The organism is Phenylobacterium glaciei (assembly GCF_016772415.1).
In the GTDB taxonomy this organism is placed as follows: Bacteria; Pseudomonadota; Alphaproteobacteria; order Caulobacterales; family Caulobacteraceae; genus Phenylobacterium; species Phenylobacterium glaciei.
In genome coordinates, this window is the sequence record NZ_JAGSGD010000001.1 from 1,040,503 (window position 1) to 1,059,012 (window position 18,510).

At 64.5% G+C, this 18,510-nt stretch carries 16 protein-coding genes; 11 read left to right on the forward strand and 5 right to left on the reverse strand.

What is annotated here, in order from left to right; translation table 11 throughout:
- The first annotated feature begins 1 nt into the window (after position 1).
- Together JKL49_RS05025 and JKL49_RS05030 are read left to right on the forward strand one after the other, a co-directional pair.
- On the forward strand, positions 2 to 1,090 hold the full coding sequence (locus tag JKL49_RS05025; protein ID WP_215338656.1) for a type II glyceraldehyde-3-phosphate dehydrogenase: 1,089 nt from the start codon (positions 2 to 4) through the stop codon (positions 1,088 to 1,090).
- Positions 1,087 to 2,334: a phosphoglycerate kinase gene (locus tag JKL49_RS05030; protein ID WP_215338658.1), complete on the forward strand. Its 1,248-nt coding sequence runs from the start codon at positions 1,087 to 1,089 to the stop codon at positions 2,332 to 2,334. Before JKL49_RS05025 ends, JKL49_RS05030 begins: the two co-directional genes overlap by 4 nt.
- Here JKL49_RS05030 and JKL49_RS05035 read toward each other — a convergent pair.
- Entirely contained in the window at positions 2,311 to 3,315 is a 1,005-nt protein-coding gene (locus JKL49_RS05035; RefSeq protein ID WP_215338660.1) for a hydroxyacid dehydrogenase, read from the reverse strand. The genes JKL49_RS05030 and JKL49_RS05035 overlap by 24 nt on opposite strands.
- A 257-nt stretch (positions 3,316 to 3,572) precedes the next feature.
- Here JKL49_RS05035 and JKL49_RS05040 point away from each other — a divergent pair, with 257 nt between their 5' ends.
- Positions 3,573 to 4,283 (forward strand): methyltransferase family protein, encoded by a 711-nt coding sequence (locus tag JKL49_RS05040; protein WP_215338662.1) that lies wholly within the window; start codon positions 3,573 to 3,575, stop codon positions 4,281 to 4,283.
- An 86-nt stretch (positions 4,284 to 4,369) separates the two neighbouring features.
- On the forward strand, positions 4,370 to 4,603 hold the full coding sequence (locus JKL49_RS05045; protein WP_215338664.1) for a DUF2933 domain-containing protein: 234 nt from the start codon (positions 4,370 to 4,372) through the stop codon (positions 4,601 to 4,603).
- Between the two features lie 30 nt (positions 4,604 to 4,633).
- Here JKL49_RS05045 and JKL49_RS05050 read toward each other — a convergent pair whose 3' ends face one another.
- Complete coding sequence (locus JKL49_RS05050; RefSeq protein WP_215338666.1) at positions 4,634 to 6,925, reverse strand: glycoside hydrolase family 65 protein; 2,292 nt, start codon at positions 6,923 to 6,925, stop codon at positions 4,634 to 4,636.
- A 14-nt stretch (positions 6,926 to 6,939) separates the two neighbouring features.
- On the reverse strand, positions 6,940 to 7,686 hold the full coding sequence (locus tag JKL49_RS05055) for an HAD family hydrolase (protein WP_215338668.1): 747 nt from the start codon (positions 7,684 to 7,686) through the stop codon (positions 6,940 to 6,942).
- A gap of 339 nt (positions 7,687 to 8,025) precedes the next feature.
- On the opposite strand from JKL49_RS05055, the gene JKL49_RS05060 reads away from it, so the two are divergent.
- Together JKL49_RS05060 and JKL49_RS05065 are read left to right on the forward strand one after the other, a co-directional pair.
- Positions 8,026 to 10,656 carry a heavy metal translocating P-type ATPase gene (locus tag JKL49_RS05060; RefSeq protein ID WP_215338670.1) on the forward strand — a complete coding sequence of 877 codons (2,631 nt, stop codon included), beginning with the start codon at positions 8,026 to 8,028 and terminating at the stop codon, positions 10,654 to 10,656.
- Positions 10,657 to 10,982: 326 nt separating this feature from the next.
- Positions 10,983 to 11,555 (forward strand): Spy/CpxP family protein refolding chaperone, encoded by a 573-nt coding sequence (locus JKL49_RS05065; protein WP_215338672.1) that lies wholly within the window; start codon positions 10,983 to 10,985, stop codon positions 11,553 to 11,555.
- Between the two features lie 78 nt (positions 11,556 to 11,633).
- Here the strand turns inward: JKL49_RS05065 and JKL49_RS21370 are convergent, their stop codons facing one another.
- Positions 11,634 to 12,035, reverse strand: coding sequence for a DDE-type integrase/transposase/recombinase (locus tag JKL49_RS21370; RefSeq protein ID WP_430700665.1), 402 nt, complete (start codon positions 12,033 to 12,035; stop codon positions 11,634 to 11,636).
- Positions 12,036 to 12,387: 352 nt separating this feature from the next.
- On the opposite strand from JKL49_RS21370, the gene JKL49_RS05070 reads away from it, so the two are divergent.
- From JKL49_RS05070 to JKL49_RS05090, 5 genes are read left to right on the forward strand one after another with little or no spacing between them, the layout of a single operon-like run.
- A complete protein-coding gene (locus tag JKL49_RS05070) occupies positions 12,388 to 12,945 on the forward strand; it encodes a DUF305 domain-containing protein (protein ID WP_347340354.1) in 558 nt (185 codons plus the stop codon).
- 55 nt (positions 12,946 to 13,000) lie between these two features.
- Positions 13,001 to 13,468 carry a hypothetical protein gene (locus tag JKL49_RS05075; protein WP_215338674.1) on the forward strand — a complete coding sequence of 156 codons (468 nt, stop codon included), beginning with the start codon at positions 13,001 to 13,003 and terminating at the stop codon, positions 13,466 to 13,468.
- Positions 13,425 to 14,717 carry a hypothetical protein gene (locus JKL49_RS05080; protein WP_249778028.1) on the forward strand — a complete coding sequence of 431 codons (1,293 nt, stop codon included), beginning with the start codon at positions 13,425 to 13,427 and terminating at the stop codon, positions 14,715 to 14,717. Before JKL49_RS05075 ends, JKL49_RS05080 begins: the two co-directional genes overlap by 44 nt.
- A 39-nt stretch (positions 14,718 to 14,756) precedes the next feature.
- The gene (locus JKL49_RS05085) at positions 14,757 to 16,127 is read left to right on the forward strand and encodes an APC family permease (protein WP_215338676.1); all 1,371 of its coding nucleotides are present in this window, start codon (positions 14,757 to 14,759) and stop codon (positions 16,125 to 16,127) included.
- Positions 16,124 to 16,843: a proteasome-type protease gene (locus JKL49_RS05090; RefSeq protein ID WP_215338677.1), complete on the forward strand. Its 720-nt coding sequence runs from the start codon at positions 16,124 to 16,126 to the stop codon at positions 16,841 to 16,843. Before JKL49_RS05085 ends, JKL49_RS05090 begins: the two co-directional genes overlap by 4 nt.
- A gap of 415 nt (positions 16,844 to 17,258) precedes the next feature.
- Here JKL49_RS05090 and JKL49_RS05095 read toward each other — a convergent pair whose 3' ends face one another.
- On the reverse strand, positions 17,259 to 18,278 hold the full coding sequence (locus tag JKL49_RS05095; RefSeq protein ID WP_215338679.1) for an SIR2 family protein: 1,020 nt from the start codon (positions 18,276 to 18,278) through the stop codon (positions 17,259 to 17,261).
- Positions 18,279 to 18,510: the final 232 nt, after the last annotated feature.

The following is an 18,510-nucleotide window of genomic DNA, read 5'->3' on the forward strand; positions in this document are numbered from 1 at the left end:
GATGGACAGGATCGTGCGGGTCGCCGTGAACGGCTACGGTGTCATCGGCAAGCGGGTCGCCGACGCCGTCAGGGCTCAAGATGACATGACCCTCGTCGGCGTGGCCGACATCTCGACGGACTGGCGCACCCGCGTTCTGCAGGCCAAGGGCGTGGCGTTCTTCGCCGGCACGCCGGAGGCGGGCGATGCTTTACAAGCAGCGGGTCAGCAATCGGCCGGTGGCTTGAGCGACCTACTGCGCGAGGCCGATGTCATCGTCGACTGCACGCCCAAGCATGTCGCTGCGGAAAATGTCCCGATCTACCGCGAGCGCGGTCTTAAGTTTATTCTTCAGGGCGGAGAGAAGCACGAGGTCACCGGTCACTCGTTCGTCGCCGAGGCCAACTTCGAGACGGCGGTGGGGCGAGATGCGACGCGGGTTGTCTCCTGCAATACCACCGCGACGGTGCGCACACTGATCGCCCTCAAACGCGCGGGCCTGCTCAAGCGCGCCCGCGGAACCCTCCTCCGCCGCGCCACCGACCCGTGGGAGAGCCACCTGGGCGGTATCATGAACACGCTGGTCCCGGAGCCGGAAATTCCAAGTCACCAGGGGCCGGACGCCCAGACGGTCGATCCCGATCTGGACGTCGTCACCATGGCTGTGAAGGTCCCCGAAACTGTCGCCCACCTGCACTACTGGGCTGTCCAGATGACCCGGCCCACTGAGAAGGAGGCGGTGCTCGAGGCCTTCCGTGGCTCGTCGCGAATCCTGTTGATGAAAGATGACCACGGACTGGTCGCGCTCAACACCGTCAAGGAACTGATGGCCGACCTCGGTCGCTCGCGAAATGACCTCTACGAGGTCGCGCTTTGGGCCGACATGCTCACAGTGCAGGGTGACGAGCTCTTTTACGCCTACATGGTCGATAATCAGGCCATCGTCATTCCCGAGACGATCGACGCCATCCGGGCCCTCAGTGGGCGCGAGACGTCTGGACCCCGCTCTATCGAGAAGACCGACACTGCCCTGGGTATCGGAGGCGGCCTGTTCGCTGCTCCAAGCCCGCGGCCGGCCGAGGGCTCCATTGAAGCCAATCAGCGCCCATGACCTTCCGCACCCTCGATCAGGCTGGCGAGTTGACCTCGAAGCGCGCGCTCGTCCGTGTGGACTTCAATGTGCCGATGCAGGACGGGCGCATCACCGACGACACCCGGCTGCAGGATGCGCTCCCGACCATCCGCTTCCTCTTCGAACGCAGCGCGAAGGTCGTGCTGCTGGCTCACTTCGGTCGGCCGGAGGGCAAGCAGGTCCCGCCCATGAGCCTTCGCCCGACGGTCGAGACTTTATCGGCCCTTCTTGGGCGACCCGTCGCCTTCGCAGATGACTGCGTGGGGCCCCAAGCAACGGCCGTGGTCGACGGTCTGGCGCCTGGCGGGATCGCCTTGCTGGAGAACGTGCGCTTCCACGCCGGTGAGGAGGCGAACGATCCGAAGTTCGCGCGCGAGCTGGCTACGAACGGCGACATCTACGTCAACGACGCCTTTTCAGCCGCCCACCGCGCCCATGCCTCAACCGAGGGGCTCGCGCACCTGCTCCCGGCCTATGCCGGCCTGGCGATGCAGCGCGAACTGGAGCAGCTGGAGCGCGTGCTGGGCAAGCCCCGCCGTCCGGTCATGGGTATCGTCGGCGGCGCCAAGGTCTCGACCAAGCTCGATCTGTTGAAGCATCTGGTGACCAAGCTCGACCGCCTGGCGGTGAGCGGCGGCTTGGCCAACACCTTCCTCTTCGCCCGGGGATGGAACGTCGGCGCGAGCTACTGTGAGAAGACCCTGGTCCAAACCGCGCGGGAAATTGAGCACCTTGCCGGCCAAAACGACTGCGAACTCCTGCTCCCGACCGATGTGGTCGTGGCTACAAGCCTTGAGCCCGGCGCACCGACTTTCGTTCGCCGCCGCGGCGAGGTCCACGACGACGAGCGTATCCTGGACGCCGGGCCGGAGACGCTAGTGGCGCTGTGCCGCGCCTTGGAGAGGTCCGAGACCCTGATCTGGAACGGACCCCTCGGGGTCTTCGAAACGCCCCCCTTCGACCACGGCACCGTCGAGGTGGCCAAGGCTGCGGCCGATCTAAGACGCCAAGGCAAGCTAGTTGCCGTTGCGGGCGGTGGAGATACCTTGGCCGCGCTCAACGCGGCCGGCCTGACGGGTGAATTTACCTTCGTCTCTGCGGCGGGCGGGGCGTTCCTGGAGTGGATGGCCGGCAAGACACTGCCTGGCGTGGCGGCGCTTGAGCTGCCAGATCGCGAATTGAACCCGGCTACTCCCGCGTCAGTTGACCACGTTTTGGGGTGACCCGGTTTCGAACGCTGCGATGTTGCCCAGGGTGGTCTCAATGATCCGGGCGACCGCCTCTTCGGTGTCGTACGCGATGTGTGGCGTGACGATCACATTGGGCTGGCTGAGCAGGGCGTGATCGGCCAGCAGCGCGCGCATTCGCTCGACCGGGACGGCGGTTTCGGTGCGAAAGATCTCGGCCTCTTCGCCTAAAGCGCCCTCTTCGGCGACCACGTCCAGACCCGCCCCTGCCAGGCGACCAGAGGACAGAGCGCGGACCAGCGCCTCGCTGTCCATGACCCCGCCGCGGGAGGTATTGATGAGCACGGCGCCGGGCTTCATCCGTGCAAATTCGGCCTCGCCGATCAGCTGCCGCGTGGCCTCGCCGCCTGGCAGGTGGAGCGTGATCACATCCGCCGCGGCGAGCAGCTCGTCCAAGCTGGCGAAGCGGAAGCCAAGCTGTTTGGCCGCGATGGGATCCGGGTGCGCGTCGAAGGCGATCGCCTCCATGCCAAAGCCCTTGCCGATGGCGATCACCCGTTGGCCGATCCGACCGGCGCCGACCACGCCGAGAGTCTTGCCCGCCAGGTCAAAGCCGCGGAGCCCACCTTGCGAAAAGTCCCCGCGCCGCGTGCGTCCGACCGCCTCGACGACATGTCGGCTGAGCGCCAGCAGCAGGGCGAAGACATGCTCGGCGACAGTGTGGTCGCCGTAGTCCGGCACATTGCAGACCGTGATCGCGGCCTGCCGGCAATAGGCCAGATCGATGTGGTCGAACCCGGTGGATCGCGTGGCGATCAGCCTTAACTTTGGCATCCTTCGCAGGACCGCCGCACTGAGGTCGGAGCGGATGAAGGTCGTGATCGCCTCGGCGTTGGTATAGCGATCCGCGCTGTCACCGGCGAGCGGACCAGCAAGGCATTCGACGACGTGGTGAGGCGCGAGGCTGCTGCACGCCTGCCGCTCCCATTCCGTGGCCTCGAACACGACGATCTTCATCGATTTCACCATTGAAGCCGGAAAGTGGGCCTGGACGCAGGTCCAAATGCCTCCTTGGTCCCGTCACGACTGCGACCGCACTCCAACAGACGGACCGACATCCAAATTCTTACGCTCGATTCCGCGACCTGAATGCTGATGCTGGGCAGGTTTGATGCGTTCAAAATGAAATTGACCTCGATCAAGGAAACGGCGCGGCATTGGCGCAACCAATTCACACCGAAACGCCTCGCGCTGAGAGGACCGCAGGAAGAACCATGCACGACACCTCACAAGCCTATAGTCTCTGGCCGGTCGTGATCCTGAACTCACTGCTGATCATCTTCTTTGCGTTCACCTTCTTCAAACCCAAGAGCGCCCGCGACTGGCGCTCGTTCGGCGCTTTCAGCGCCTTTCTGGTGGCGCTGTTCACCGAGATGTACGGCTTCCCCCTGACCATCTACCTGCTGCTGCCCTGGCTGCAGGGCCGCTTCCCGGGCGTGAACTGGCTGACCCACGATGCGGGTCACCTGCTTGAGGAAATGGTCGGCTGGAGGGGCAATCCGCACTTCGGACCGTTCCACATCCTGAGCGACGTCTTCATTGGCGGTGGATTCTGGCTGCTCTCCGCATCATGGCCGCCGCTCTATCGGGCGCAGAAGGAAAACGGCCTGGCGACCTCCGGGCCATATGCCAGGATCCGCCATCCCCAGTACGTCGCCTTCGTCGTAGTGATGTTCGGCTTCCTGCTGCAGTGGCCCACCCTGCTGACGCTCGCGATGTTCCCGATCCTGGTGTTCATGTACTGGCGCCTCGGAAAGACCGAAGAGCGCGATTCCCTGGCTGCGTTCGGCGACAGCTACATCGCCTACATGCAGACCACGCCGGGCTTCATCCCGCGGCTGTTCGGCCGTGCCGGCGTCGGACCTCGCGGCGGCGAACCCATCACAAACCGCACAACGAAAGAGAACGTCCATATCCACCGTTGATCACGTTCAGGGCCGGCATGCGTATACCAAGGCTGCGCCGGCCGCCGCGGTCAGCCGCCCCACGCCACATCCGAGAGGTCGATGACATGGTAGCCAGACGCTACAGTTTCCTGGCGATGACTGTCGCCGCAGTCGCCGCGGCCGCACTGTTCTGGTTGCTCCGCGACCACTGGCGCCACGCCGCCGGCTATGTCGGCTACCTGCCCTATCTGCTGTTCCTGGCCTGCCCGTTGATGCATTTGGTCATGCATCACGGCCACGGCGAGCAAGGCCACGACCATGGCTCAGCGCCACGGGACCGAGCGCCCCCGACCCGGTGAGGCTTCAGCGGAAGCCCATGCCTGCCGTCGTCAGGCGGCGGCGTTCTGCGGCTCGCGTAGGGAGATGTGGAGCGCTCCGTCGCGGTCGAGCGCGTATGACGTTCCGCACACCACCAGCGTCATGGGCTCGCCGGCCTCGAGCGTCGCCTCTAGGCTTTGCTCTGCTTGCGCGATCCGGAGTCTGAGCTGTCGGCCATGCCATTGGACGCTGAAGGCCAGACTGCGCCAACTGGCTGGCAGCTTTGGGTCGATCGCCACTCCGTCGGCTCCTATCGAGAGCCCAGCGAATCCCAAGACCGCCATCTGCCAGAGACCTCCGAGGGCGGCGATGTGAACGCCGCCGGCGATCGCCGCATGGGTTTCCGCCAAATCGATCGCTGCGGTCTCATGGAAGTAGCGCAGAGCCAGTGCGGGCTCGCCAAGGCGCGCGGCGACTAGCCCATGCATGGCGCGGCTCAGGGAACTGCCGTGGCCGCAACGTGGCTCGTAGTAGTGGAAGTTCTCCGCAGCCGTGTCTCCGATGAACTCATCCGGCAACAGCGCCAGGAGCGCCACCACGTCGGCCTGCTTGATCACCTGGGACTGCCGCGTGCGCGCTCGTCCAAGCACCACGTCCATCGGGACAGACCGCCCGGCATAGTCGGCCAGATCGATCTCCTCGAGCGCGAAATAGCCGGCGAATTGCTCGATTAGGCCAGTGCTCGAGTCGATACCGGTCGAAATCGTATCGGCGACGGCCCGCCATTGTTTCAGTTCGACATCTTCGAGACCAAGGCGCGACGAGAGCTGCGTCCAGCGGCCAGCCCAGCGCTCACCCATCAAGGTAACCACCTCAAGCCCGCGCGCGATGTTCCAACGGGCCATGAGGTTGGTGAAGGCGTTGTCGTCGATGTCCTCGTGATATTCGTCCGGTCCGATCACACCTCGGATGTGATGGCGGCCATCCGCCTCCACCCGCGCGCGGCTGGCCCAGAACCGGGCCGTCTCCAGCAGAATCTCGGCTCCAAAGTCCAGTAGGAACGTCTCGTCTCCGGTCGCTTGCCAGTATTGCCAGACGGCGTAAGCGACGTCGGCGCTGATGTGCTGCTCCAGTCTTCCAGAGAGCACATCGACCACCCGGCGGTCCGGTCCGATGACCTGCTCGGGGGTCGCTTCGTCACCGGTGTCGGCGGACTCCCAGGCGTAGAGGGCGCCGCGCCAGCCCATCCGAGCCGCCTTCGCGCGCGCCGCGTCCAGCGTATGGAACCGGTAGACAAGCAAAGCCCGGGCGGCCTCGGGCCAGGTCAGGGCGTAGAACGGCAGCAGGAAGATCTCGGTGTCCCAGAACACGTGTCCCCGATAGTCGTCGCCGGTCAGGGCTCGGGCGCCGATCGAGACCCGCTCGTCGGCGGGGTTGGCGGCGCTGTTCAGGTGATAGGCGGCAAATCGTAGGGCCTGCTGCGCAACCGGGTCGCCCTCGACCTCGACATCGCTGCACCGCCAGCGGCTCGCCCAGGCCGCCTCGTGGTCCGCCACAACGCCGCGCCAGCCCAGGCGCTGCGCCGCGCCGAGCTTGTCCCTGGCGTCGGCCGCAGGATCCAGGTCTGGGGCGTCGCTTCGCGTCACGGCCACCGAGCGGGCGAAACAGGCAACCTGGCCCGGGCGAGACCTCCAGGTCCATGACCACCTGAGTTCGCCAAGCGCGGTCGCAGGAACCTCGTCGCCGTCGACCTGCAAGGACGGCGCGGCGGCCATGGCCAAACCCTTGCGGGAATGCGGCGTGCGCCACACGCCGAGATCCTGTCCGACCCGCTCCGCGACGAGGCCGAGGTTCATGCCCTCGAACGAGGCTTCAAGGCTGACCGCGACCTCGCCGTGCTCGACGTCCAGCTGGATCAGCTGAAGTCCTAGGGAGCGCTCGCTGAGCGACACCAGCCGCAGCGTACGCAGGCGAACGCCAACGGCCGGGGTGTTCATCTGAAGGCATTCGGTGAGCAGAACGCCGCGCCGCATGTCCAGCGTCATGCGATGCGACGAGAGGTCTCCTGGGTCATCAACCAACGGCTTGCCGTCCAGCAGGATGCGGACGCGTAGCCAGTCGGCCCCGGGGACAAGTTCCGGTATCGCGCCGTCTGCGGTTGAGGTGTCAAAGAGCCCCGCGACATAGGTGCGCGCCGGAATGGCCCAACGGCAGCCTCCCGTGGCCGCCCTCGCGCCCCTGACGCCCAAAAAGCCGTTGCTGATCGCGAAACGCGACTCGTGACTGCTCTCGCGGAGTGGATCATGGCCCTCCTCGCCAAGGATCCAGGCGGCATCGGCAGTGGCCTGCAGGATCTTATCCATGGTCTTCCGTCCGATCACGTCCGCCGACAGCGGAGTCGCCCGGCCGCCAGGTCATCGATTGCGACATCGTCGAGGCTCGTAACCACCAAATCGGCACCTGCAGCCTTCAGGACATCTGCGTCCCCAAGGCGAGCGACGCCGAGCGCCGCCATGCCGCCGGCGCGGGCGGCCTCGATCCCAGCCGATGCGTCCTCGACGACGAAGCAGCGCGCCGGCTCCACGTGCAGTTCCGTCGCGGCCAGCAGGAATATCTCCGGGTTCGGCTTTCCCTGCCGCAGATCGCGCCCGTTGACGTTGGCCTTGAAGATGTCGAGCAGGTTCCCGCCCCCGTCCAGCCAGATCTCCCGCATCATCGCGTCGGCGTTCTTCGAAGACGAGGCGCAGGCCATGGGCAGACCCAGCGCGGCCAGCGACTGGACGAAACGCAGCGCATCGGGGAAGGCGTGAACCGCGCCGGCCCGAACCAGAACCTCCAGGCGGGCCTGTTTTCGTTCTGCGTAGGCTGTCGCCTGCCGTTCAGCGTCCGGCACGCCCAAAGCCTCCAGCGCCGACAGGGCGCCTGCGAGCCGTGGCTTGCCGGCGACGAGAGCCTGGTAGACCGGACTCGTGAACCGAATTGGGTCCGCCAGACCATCGAGGGCCTCGCGCCAAGCCCGTTCATGGGGAGAGGCCAGCAAAACCCCATCGACATCGAATATCCCGGCCACGAGAGCGGAGGGATGAGCACGAGAGCATTCAGCACGTTCGCGGACGGCCAACATTTTGGGACCTTGCCGCCGATGCCGACGGACAGTTCCGCCGCTTCGGCACAGGCCAGCACGTGGCCACGTCGTGGCGCCCAAGTCAGGCGACCTTAGCTTGTAAGCGCCGGACTGGTGGGAGAGGTTCCGACGCCAACCGCAAGACACCTGCGATACTTGCCATGAGCAGCGCGCGCAGTCGGAAGTGTAATGCCTCGCCCCGCAGCGCGTCCCTTGGGTAGGCAGCGCCGTGAGACGTGCGAGGTGGCGGAGCGCGTCGCAGCAGCCTCGTCGGGAGACCGGCGTTGGAAGAACCGCGATCGCCAACCGCAGCCTGCTTAAAGATCGGGAATAGCGTCCATGAAAACCAGCACGCTTGATGTCGGCGGCCTGTTCTCCATCCTTGGCGCCCGTGGCATCGAGAAGCAACTCCAGGGGATCGCCGGCGTCGGACGGGTCACGGTCAATCCGGTCTCCGGCCTGACGACAGTTGCCTACGACACGGCGCGGATCAGACTATCCGCAATCCAGGCCGCGATCGAAGCCTGCGGATTTCACTGTGCGGGCGAAGCCCTTCCCAGGCATGCCTGTTACGACCAGGCCACGACCAGCGCGACTCTTCGGGCGCGCGGCCGACACAAGGCCCACCGCTCCAGCGCGCCTCTGGCGCATGGACGAGCGCGCCTCGTTGATTCTCACGCGGCCGCCCACGCCGGCGCCAAGGCTCACGCTCGCATCGCCGCTGTCGAGGAGGAAGCGCCCGCGAAGACTGCCCTCGATGATGAGCATGCCCGTCATAAGGTAAACACGCCGGTCAGCGCCAAGACTCCCGGCGATGCCAAGGCGGCCGCCGAACCCAAGCCGCCTGGCGGCAAGGATGAACACGCGGGTCACAAGGCGCACGAGGGGGCCAAGACCGACGCGATGGCGCAGGAAATGGGTCACGGCGCCGGCCACGACTTGCAGGCTATGGTCCGCGACATGCGCAACCGCTTCTGGATTGCGCTTGCCTTCAGCCTGCCGGTCTTCCTCTTCGAGCCGATGGGCCTCGACTTCATGAAGGTGCCGCCCCCCTTTGGCCTGCGGCTCGATCTTGTGCTGTTTGTCCTGGCCAGCGGCGCGATCCTCTATCCGGTCTGGCCCTTCCTCGTCGCGGCATACCGTTCGATCCGCGCCGGCGTCGCAAACATGGCCGTGCTGGTCGTGCTCAGCGTCGGCACGGGCTACCTGTTCAGCGTCGGATCGACCTTCTTCTATGGTGGTGAGCAGTTCTACGAAGCCGCGGTAATCCTGCTGGACTTCATTCTGCTCGGCCATTGGCTGGAGATGCGCGCCAGGGCCGGGGCGTCCCAGGCCATCCGCGCCCTGATGGACCTGGCGCCGCCCAAGGCCTCGGTGCTGCGGGACGGCAAGGAAATCGAGGTGCCGACCTCCGAAGTGGTGGCCGGGGACACCGTCGTGATCCGGCCGGGCAACAAGATTCCCGTCGATGGAACCGTGCTGGAGGGGTCGTCCCTCGTCGATCAGTCGATGCTTACCGGCGAATCCATGCCGGTCGACAAGACGGTTGGCGACACGGTGATCGGCGCGACCATCAACAAGAGCGGCACGTTCCAGTACCGCGCGACCAAGGTCGGGGCGGACACCGCGCTCGCCCAGATCGTCAAGCTTGTTCAGGAGGCTCAGAACTCCAAGGCGCCCTCGCAACTGCTGGCCGACCGCGCGGCGCAGTGGCTGGTCTGGGCGGCCATCGGCGTCGGCCTGCTGACCTTTGGCGTCTGGTTCTGGATGATCGGCCAGCCCCTGCTCTTCGCGATCAGCCTGATGATCACCGTTTTTGTCATCGCCTGTCCGGACGCCTTAGGCCTGGCGACCCCGATGGCGATCATGGTCGGCACCGGGCTCGGCGCTACGAATGGTATCCTGTTCAAGAACGCCTCGGCGCTCGAAGACGCCACCAAGCTGAACGTCATCATCTTCGACAAGACCGGAACCCTGACGATGGGGCAGCCCGAGGTGGTCGACCTCGTGACCGCGCCGGGGGCCACCGAGAACCAGTTGCTCTCCGCCGCCGCGGCGGTGGACGCAGGCTCGGACCATCCGCTGGCGCAGGCGATCCTGCGACGGGCCGCTAAGGTGAAAACCCCCAAGGTCACCGGATTCAAGAACATCGAGGGCAAGGGCGCGCAGGCTCACATCGGGGCCAAGACGGCCTTGCTTGGGAACATGCGCCTGATGAGCGAGCACAAGATCGACCTCGGCGACCTCGCCGCGAAATCCGAGGCGCTGCAGGGCGCCGGCCGGACCGTCGTTCACCTCGCGGTGGGCGGCAAGCTGGTCGGACTGATCGCCATCGCCGACGCCATCCGACCGACCGCGGTAGAAGCGATCAAGGTGCTTCGCGCCCGAGGCGTCGAAGTCGCCATGCTCACGGGCGACAACCAGGGCACGGCGGACCGCATCGCCAAGAGCCTTGGCATCGACATGGTGTTCGCCGACGTGCTGCCCGGCGACAAGGCCAGCAAGGTCAAGGAACTGCAGGCCCAGGGCAAGAAGGTCGGCATGGTGGGGGACGGCGTGAACGACGCCCCGGCCCTCACTCAGGCTGACGTCGGGTTCGCGATCGGCGCCGGCACGGATGTGGCGATGGAGAGCGCCGACATCGTGCTGATGAAGAGCGATCCTTTCGACGTCGTCGGCGCCATCGAACTGTCTCGCGCGACACTCCGCAAGATGCATCAGAACCTATGGTGGGCGGTCGGCTACAATGTCATCGCCTTCCCGCTGGCCGCCGGCGTGCTGTACCCGTTCCTGTTGGGGCCCAGCATCGCCGCCATCGCTATGTCCGGCAGCACTGCGATCGTGGCCATCAACGCGCTGATGCTGAAGCGCACAAAGCTGGACGGTATCCGCCGCCAGGGCGCGGCGCCCCCACCTGCCGCCGCTTCGCCTTTGAGTCCCGCGGCTAGGCCCGCGCTCGCCGCCGCGTGACCGCCCGCACCCGTCCCAAAGGCGATCCGGCCGCCACCATGGCGGTGCTGATGCTCTCGGTGTTCACGGTCTCGATCGGCTACGGCGTTGTGCTGACCGCGCCCTAGCTCAGACGGATATTGGCCCTTGGGAGCGGCCAACAGGCAGGCGGATTGCCCGTCAAATTCACTCGGAACCGCTTTCGGTCCGACGACTTCCGGGGCGTCGCACCTGGAAGCTGTAAGAGCGCGCCTGCAGAGGCGTCTTACAGGGTGCGCGGCGGTCACGGCGAGTTCTCCTGCCGCTGCAACCGAGATGTCCGGACTCAACTGGAATTGGAACCGACGATGAAGACGACAACCAGATGCCTTTGCGTGCTTGCTGCGTTCGCCGCGACGACGGCATGGGCCGCCGAACCGGATCCGCACGCCGCTCACCACCCCTCACCCGCCGCGACGTCGAAGCCGGCGGCAAAGGCTGGCGGGTCCATGATGGCCGGCGGGATGATGAACATGGCCGACATGCATGGCCTTGGGATGAGTGCGCACCGGCTGGCCGCCTTGAAGGATGAACTCGCCCTGACACCTGCGCAGCTTCCGCTGTGGGAGGCCTTTGCCGATGCGTCCCAGGCGATGAACGTGAGCATGCCGATGCATGCCGGGATGGAGATGCCCGAGGGCAAGCCGATGGCGCCTGGAACGTCGATGCCGCAAGGCATGGCCAAGCCGAAACCCGGAACAGCGATGATGACGGCGCCAGTGACGCTCCCTGAACGGCTGGATCGCCACGAGGCGATGATGACGGAGCGGCTGGACGCGCTTCGTAAGGTAAAGGCGGCTTTGTCGCCGCTGTACGCCGCGCTCGGCCCAGCGCAGCGGACCAAGCTCGACGCGATGCCGGCTCATCCGCAAAAGCATTAGGTCGAGGGATGCGGCGTGGCCGAGATTTGGCGCGGCCACGCCCGCGGTCGTTCCGGATGGTAGGAGCCCTTGAACAACCTATCGACCAAAGCCGGCGATCTCGTGAGGATTTGACCATGCACCAGCGGATGGAGCCAGCGGGCGAGCCCGCCAAGCGCCCCTCGCCGACAACCCGGCCGGCCGCGGCGCTTCATCGCCTTCTTGATGAATTTCAGCGCAGCAGCCTTGTCGCGCGTGGTGGTGACAAAGGACCAGCACCTCGCCTTCGTGATCGACGGCCCGCCAGAGGTAGCGCATCTCGCCGTTGATCTTCACGGAGGCCCTCGTCGAGGCGCCATCGCCAGCGTGTAGCGGCTCGCATTCGCTGAACCCGCTTGCGGCGGATCTCACCGGCGAACATCGGGCCGAACCGGTTCCACCAAAGCCGCACCGCCTCGTGGCAGATGTCGATGACGCGCTCGAACAGGAGGTCCTCGACACTGCGCAGCGACAGCGGGTAGCGGACGTACCTCATGACCACCAACCGGCTAACCTCCGGCGAGCTGTCAAAGTGGCAGAAGGGGTTGGTCGATTTGGCTATACCCCCCGCCAACTTGCGCCGGTTAGCGCTCTCTGAAGTTTGGGCTGACAAAGCCGTGTTGGCGCATGCGATTTCATCACGCCTGGCCCTCATCCCTATCGAAGATGCACGCCGACGAGTCCTCACCCGTCAGGACGACGCCCTCGGGGCAAGCCGCCAGAAGACTGGGGATGGTGAGGCGTCGCATCACAATCCGAACTGAGGCGTTGAGCTTGGGGTGTGGTCATCCAACCCAGCCAATCGGAGGATATCGTGAAATACGGTCGCTTCGCCGCGATGATCGCCACATCGACGATCATCATGTTTGGGCTGATGTACCTCAACACGTTCATGCTGCAGCACGTACGCTTCAGCGAGACGCGCCTCTACATGGCCCTGCTCATGGGCGCCGTGATGGCCATCGTCATGATGCTCTTCATGCTGAAGATGTACGAAAACAAGCGCGCCAACATGGCTATCCTGGCCGGCAGTGTCGTGGTCTTCGCGATCTCCCTTTGGCTCGTCAGGAGCCAGGAGACGGTCGGTGACGTGGCCTACATGAAGGCGATGATCCCTCACCATTCCATCGCGATCATGACCAGCGAGCGGGCGCACATTAAGGACCCCGAAGTCCGTAAATTGGCCGACGGGATCATCGACGCGCAGATTCGAGAAATCGCCGAGATGGATCGCATGATCGCCCGCCTCGAAGCCAAGCCCACGCCCGCCAACGCGCCGAACTTGCCTTCATATCGCGACCGCCATGTGCCGCCACCCCCGCCGCAGACCGACGAAAGCACAGGGATCAACACCCTGAAACCGATCGAGTGATCTGCACGATCAGGATCCTCAGAACTGAAAAGGCGCAGGCATGCTAGAGCCCGAAATGGATCTCTCCGACCCTGCGCAGCTACGGCAGAAAGCGCTCTCGCGCTGGGACAATGAAGGGGGTGCGAGCCTCCAAGGTCCACAAGAGGGTTCGACCGAGGGCGGGGCGGCCCCCGAGCCGGCGCCTGAGGTGACAAACTCCGAAATCGTCCTGCTGCGTGTCCGCCTGATCGCGATGGAGAACCTACTGATCGCCTTGTTGGCCGACGCATCCGAGCGCCAACTTGAACTTGCGCGAGAGGTCACGGCCTACATTTCGCCGCGGCCTGGCTTCACCCATCATCCGCTCACCCTCCGGGCCGCATCCCACATGAGCGACCTTGTCGAACGGGCAGGGGCCTTCCGATCAAGGACAGACCTGCCGGCGGGCGGCGCGCTTGGTGATCGCCACATCGACGGCGGACCTGCCGTGAGCGAGCGGGATGACAATTGCCCTGCACCTGGTCCTCATCCCGATGACCAATGATCTGAAGGGCCGAGACGCCGTCCTCAATAGCCGATGTTTCTGCATCACCCTTGATCAGGAGAAGCTGGACGCCGCGATCCGGACTTCGGCAATGCCGGATCTATCCAGGTTGCTGATTGAGCGGACGAGCCTGTTCGCAAGCTCGCCGGTGTTCCTGGCCAAGGCCGATATGGACGCGATGCTGGATGTGGTGCTGGCGATCGAGGCCGCCGCCGCCAGTCCGCAATACCAGCGTGCGGTCCTGGCCTGGGCGCCGCCCATCGCAAGCGGCGACTTCGGCCCTCTGGGTGTCTTCATGGGCTATGATTTTCATCTTGGCGACGACGGGCCCAGGCTCATCGAAGTGAACACCAATGCGGGCGGCGCCTTCCTGAACGCCGTGCTGGCCCAGGCTCAAAGGGCCTGTTGCCGCGAAGCGCAAGAGGCGGTGAGCCCTCCTGTCGATGGTGAATTCGAGGACGCGGTTTGGGGAATGTTTCTGGCTGAGTGGCGACGCCAAGGCCGCGCCGGTCAGCCGCGCACGATCGCCATCGTGGATGACCGCCCGCAGGAACAGTACCTCCTGCCGGAATTTTTGCTCGCCCAAGGCCTCTTCGAGCGACACGGCGTCCAAGCGTGGATCGCCGACCCGGGCGAATTGAGCTTCACGGATGGAGAGCTGTGGCGCGGCGGCGAGGTCGTGGACCTCGTCTATAACCGCCTGGTCGATTTCTCGCTGGCCGCGGCGGGCCATGAACCCCTCCAGGCTGCCTATCAAGCCGGGGCGGTCGTGCTCACCCCCAACCCGCACAATCACGCCCTCTATGCCGACAAGCGAAACCTCGTGCTCCTCTCCGATCCGGGTGCGGTAGGGGACTGGGGATTGACGCCGGCGCAGCGGCAAAGCCTGAGCTCCATTCCCCGCACGGTCCCGGTAACCCCCGAAACCGCGGACCAGCTATGGGCGGATCGTAAGCGCTACTTTTTCAAACCGGACGGCGGCCATGGCGGCAAGGCGGTCTATCGCGGCGACAAGACTACGCGCGGGGTTTGGGAGCTGATCCGCAAGGGCGGCTATATCGCCCAGGACCTGGCCCAGCCAAGCACGCGCAGTATCGCCGTCGATGGTGAGATCCAGTCGATGAAGCTCGACGTGCGCCTCTACACCTACGCGGGAACAGCACTTCTGGCCGCCGCGCGGATCTACCAGGGTCAGACAACCAATTTCCGAACGCCGGGCGGCGGATTCGCACCGGTCTTCGTGGTGTGAGGCCCAGCGCCACGCACGCGGACGAAGACAACGGGCACTTTGCTTAAGCGCCGCCGACAGGGAGCGACCGTTATCGACGAGCATCAGCAATATCGGAAGAACAGCCTGACCCTGGCGGGCGCGGTGGCCATGGGCGCCGGTGTGATGATTGGCGCGGGGATTTTCGCCCTGACGGGTCAGGTCGCTGAACTCGCGGGGGCGCTATTCCCGCTGGCCTTCGTGGTGGCGGCGGTGATCAGCGGTTTCGCCGCCTACACCTACATTAAGATGTCGAACGCCTATCCCTCAGCCGGGGGGATCGCCATGGTGTTGAGCAAGGCCTATGGGCGATCGACCATCACCGGCGGCTGTTCCCTGCTGATGGCGTTTTCAATGATCATCAGCGAAAGCCTGGTGGCCCGCACGTTCGGGACCTACACGCTGCAGCTGTTCAATGTCGGCGCCAACCGGCTGCTGGTCCCGGCCCTGGCGGTCGGCCTGATCGTCGCGGCCTTCCTGATCAACATCGCGGGCAATCGCGTCATCGGCAGTGTCTCGAAGATTGCGGCGGTCCTGAAGATCGGCGGAATTGCGATCTTCGCCATCGCCGCGCTTTGGGCGAGCGGCTTGAACTCGCACGAGGCCGCTTCCGCGCCCGCAGCAGCGGCCAACGGCGTCACGGCGAGCGGCTTCCTGGCCGGGGTCGCCCTGGCGATCCTCGCCTACAAGGGCTTCACCACGATCACCAACAGCGGCAGCGAGGTCGTGAACCCCCACAAGAACGTCGGCCGGGCGATCCTGATCTCCCTCGCCATCTGCTTTGTGGTCTACATGTTGGTGGCCCTGGCGGTCGGCGCGTCTCTGTCGATCGACCAGATCATCGCGGCCAAAAACTACTCCCTGGCCGAGGCCGCCCGTCCCGCCTTCGGGAATCTCGGGGTGCAGTTCACGGTCCTGATCGCGGTTATCGCCACCGGCTCAGGTCTGCTGGCGAGCATTTTCGCGGTTTCGCGCATGCTGGCCATGCTGACCGAGATGCGCCTCATTCCCCATCGGCATTTCGGCCTGCCGGGCGAAAACATCCAAAAGCACCTGCTGGTCTATACGGCGGCGATAGCCAGCCTGCTGGCGGTGTTCTTCGACCTGTCACGGATCGCCTCTTTGGGCGCGATCTTCTACCTGGTCATGGACATCGCCATCCACTGGGGAGTGTTCCGGCATCTGAGACGGGAGATCGGCGCCCATGCGGGCATACTTATTGCCGCCATGATCCTGGACGCCCTGGTTCTGGGCGCTTTCCTGCTTGTGAAATCCCAGACCGATCCGGCGATCATCCTCATAGCCGTGGTCGGGATCTCAGCGATTTTCGGCCTGGAGAAGATCTACCTCAGCCGCACACGGGAGACGTCACTGTCGAGTGCTAAGCCATGACCTATTGCCTAGGAATTCTTCTTCGTAGTGGCTTGGTCCTCGCTTCGGACTCGCGGTCGAACGCTGGCGTCGATCAAGTCATCCACGTCCGCAAGCTCGCCTTCCTGCCGGTCGCCAGCGGTTGCTCGGTGGCGATTATGTCCGCCGGCAATCTGGCGACAACCCAGGCCGTCGTCAGCACCCTGCAAGAAAAGTCCGGGTCAGGCCTCGCGGGCCTCGATATCGCAGCGGCGAAAACGCTCTTCGAGGTCGCTTCGATTGTTGGCGCCGCCCTACGGGCGATTGCCGAGCGCGATGGGAGCTATGTGGCAGCCTACGGCGACGCGGCCGCCAGTTTCCTGATCGGCGGTCAGATGGCCGGCGAGGAACCTCGGCTGTTTCAAATCTATGCCGCAAGCAATTTCGTGGAGGCCACCGATAGGTCGCCCTTCTTGCAGATTGGGGAGACCAAGTACGGCAAGCCAATCCTTGTGCGAGCGCTCACCATCGAGACCAGTTTGGAGGAGGCGGCCAAACTGGCGCTGCTCTCCTTCGACGCAACCCTGCGCAGCAACGTCTCGGTGGGCATGCCGATCGATCTGCTGACCTATGTCGCCGACAGCTTCAGCACCGGGGGTATCAAGACCATCGAAGTCCATGATCCCTACTGGATGGCCCTGCGCGACGCCTACGGCAAAGGCCTGGCGGCGCTGATCGACAGCCTCCCGACGCCTTAGCCGCGCGGCCCGCTCGGCAAAACATCGGTACGGACAAGTTAAGTCGGGAAGGTCTTTTTCTGGCGGAAAGGGCTACTTCTCGCAGCCGTGAAAACAAGTGAAATCAACGCCTGTGGACTCGCGTCCTTAGGCCGAAACGCTCGAATTTTCGCGTATGAGGCGAATTGTGGCTTTAACCTGTCAGTTCCCCTTCCGCTTTCTAAGGTTATCGGAAATCGGGGGGAGGGGCGGGCATCTGCGCGGCGCGCTAGGAGTCCGGTCAGGCTCGTTGAATGCCTTGGAATGTCCGCTTTGAGGCAACATCCCGCCGCTGGTCGAGATGACCGAATTGCGCTCATACGGTTTAAGCCGAAGCATTATGTGGAAGGGCGCTCGCCCCCGATGATCGACCTCAGGCCAAAATCCGATCCGTGCGTTACGCGGAAAGCAGCACGCCATGCTCGCGAATGAACTGAGTCGAATCGACAGGTTTATATCCAAGATGGATGTTAGCCTGAACCCCGTAGGCGCTGTGAATGCGCGCCGTAACAACTTGCACAACTGGGTCTGGCTCGCCGTACATCGTCGCCAGGACCCGCGGCGGGTTGCTCGGGCCAGCTTCGGGTGAGATCAGCTCCATATTCTGTTTGTGAAAGCCAAACCCTAGAAACACGATGTTGCTTGCGGCCTGCAGCTTGCCCTGCATTTCGACGAGGTCAGGGCGCTCGCCCAACTCTTCAGTGTAGATCGAGATGCCCGACGCCATTCTAAGTGTGTCAGGGTGTTCTGGACCGAAGGGCGAGTGCGGTGCCGGCATCCACGGGAGTGCGCCAAGCCCCCCGTAGGGTCGGTAAACCTTCAGGCCCTCCATGATCGGGACCGCCTCGACATCCTCGATGGCATAGGCCTGACGTACCAAGTGAAAGAGCGCGGTCTCGGCGCAGCGGTCGTAGTTGAATGTCACTAGGGACAGGTCGCTGAAAAGGTCGCGGCGGTCGGCCGCGCGACGTCCGGTGACGAGCATCTGGACGATCTGATGGACCCAGCCGCTATCGAGCTTGGCGAGGGCTTGGGCGCGCGCGTCGGCTTGGCCCGACCATAATTTTCTCAGCCAGCTGGAATGCTCTTTTGCCGCGATTGCCCGGACGATCGCCGCCTTGCCAACGGTCATCATCAGCTCATCTGCGCCGTGGGTGTAGAGGCAGTCATCGATGGATTTGAAGCTGCCGATAACCGAGGCTAGGCGTTGGGCAGCCGCGAATGCGGACGGACTCCTGTCTCCGAAGGCACGTTGAAACTGCATGGCGAGGATTTCATCGCCCTTCAACACAGTGCCGAAGTCGAAGTGAAAGGCGAGCCGGTCGCGGATGTCTTTTGCGAGCTCGGACCCGACGGGCATGCCGAAATCAACGCTTGAGCCGGCTCCAAGCACTAGAACGGTGGAGCCCGACAACATGCATGCTTCCTTGCGCCGGGGGGGAATTGATCAAGTCGGCCGCGGCAGCGAGGCAGAATGCCTTGATTCACCTACAGGCGGTGAAAACCCGCCGGATAGGAAGAACGCCGAGCCGACCATGGTGAGGATCAGTTGCTTGTTAAGCAGGCCGCCGTTGTCGACGCGCTCGATGCAGGCGGCCGCAGGTTCAATTCCGCTTCTATGCCTCTAGATATCTCCCCACTTCACGCAT

Bases quoted from the DNA above. Each gene is read 5' to 3' on its own strand.
- JKL49_RS05080 (WP_249778028.1), top strand. From the start codon at position 13,425: ATGACAATTGCCCTGCACCTGGTCCTCATCCCGATGACCAATGATCTG.
- JKL49_RS05025 (WP_215338656.1), top strand. From the start codon at position 2: ATGGACAGGATCGTGCGGGTCGCCGTGAACGGCTACGGTGTCATCGGC.
- JKL49_RS05060 (WP_215338670.1), top strand. From the start codon at position 8,026: ATGAAAACCAGCACGCTTGATGTCGGCGGCCTGTTCTCCATCCTTGGC.
- JKL49_RS05045 (WP_215338664.1), top strand. From the start codon at position 4,370: ATGGTAGCCAGACGCTACAGTTTCCTGGCGATGACTGTCGCCGCAGTC.
- JKL49_RS05075 (WP_215338674.1), top strand. From the start codon at position 13,001: ATGGATCTCTCCGACCCTGCGCAGCTACGGCAGAAAGCGCTCTCGCGC.
- JKL49_RS05065 (WP_215338672.1), top strand. From the start codon at position 10,983: ATGAAGACGACAACCAGATGCCTTTGCGTGCTTGCTGCGTTCGCCGCG.
- JKL49_RS05050 (WP_215338666.1), bottom strand. From the start codon at position 6,925: ATGGATAAGATCCTGCAGGCCACTGCCGATGCCGCCTGGATCCTTGGC.
- JKL49_RS05095 (WP_215338679.1), bottom strand. From the start codon at position 18,278: ATGTTGTCGGGCTCCACCGTTCTAGTGCTTGGAGCCGGCTCAAGCGTT.
- JKL49_RS05055 (WP_215338668.1), bottom strand. From the start codon at position 7,686: ATGTTGGCCGTCCGCGAACGTGCTGAATGCTCTCGTGCTCATCCCTCC.
- JKL49_RS05030 (WP_215338658.1), top strand. From the start codon at position 1,087: ATGACCTTCCGCACCCTCGATCAGGCTGGCGAGTTGACCTCGAAGCGC.
- JKL49_RS05040 (WP_215338662.1), top strand. From the start codon at position 3,573: ATGCACGACACCTCACAAGCCTATAGTCTCTGGCCGGTCGTGATCCTG.
- JKL49_RS05035 (WP_215338660.1), bottom strand. From the start codon at position 3,315: ATGAAGATCGTCGTGTTCGAGGCCACGGAATGGGAGCGGCAGGCGTGC.
- JKL49_RS05090 (WP_215338677.1), top strand. From the start codon at position 16,124: ATGACCTATTGCCTAGGAATTCTTCTTCGTAGTGGCTTGGTCCTCGCT.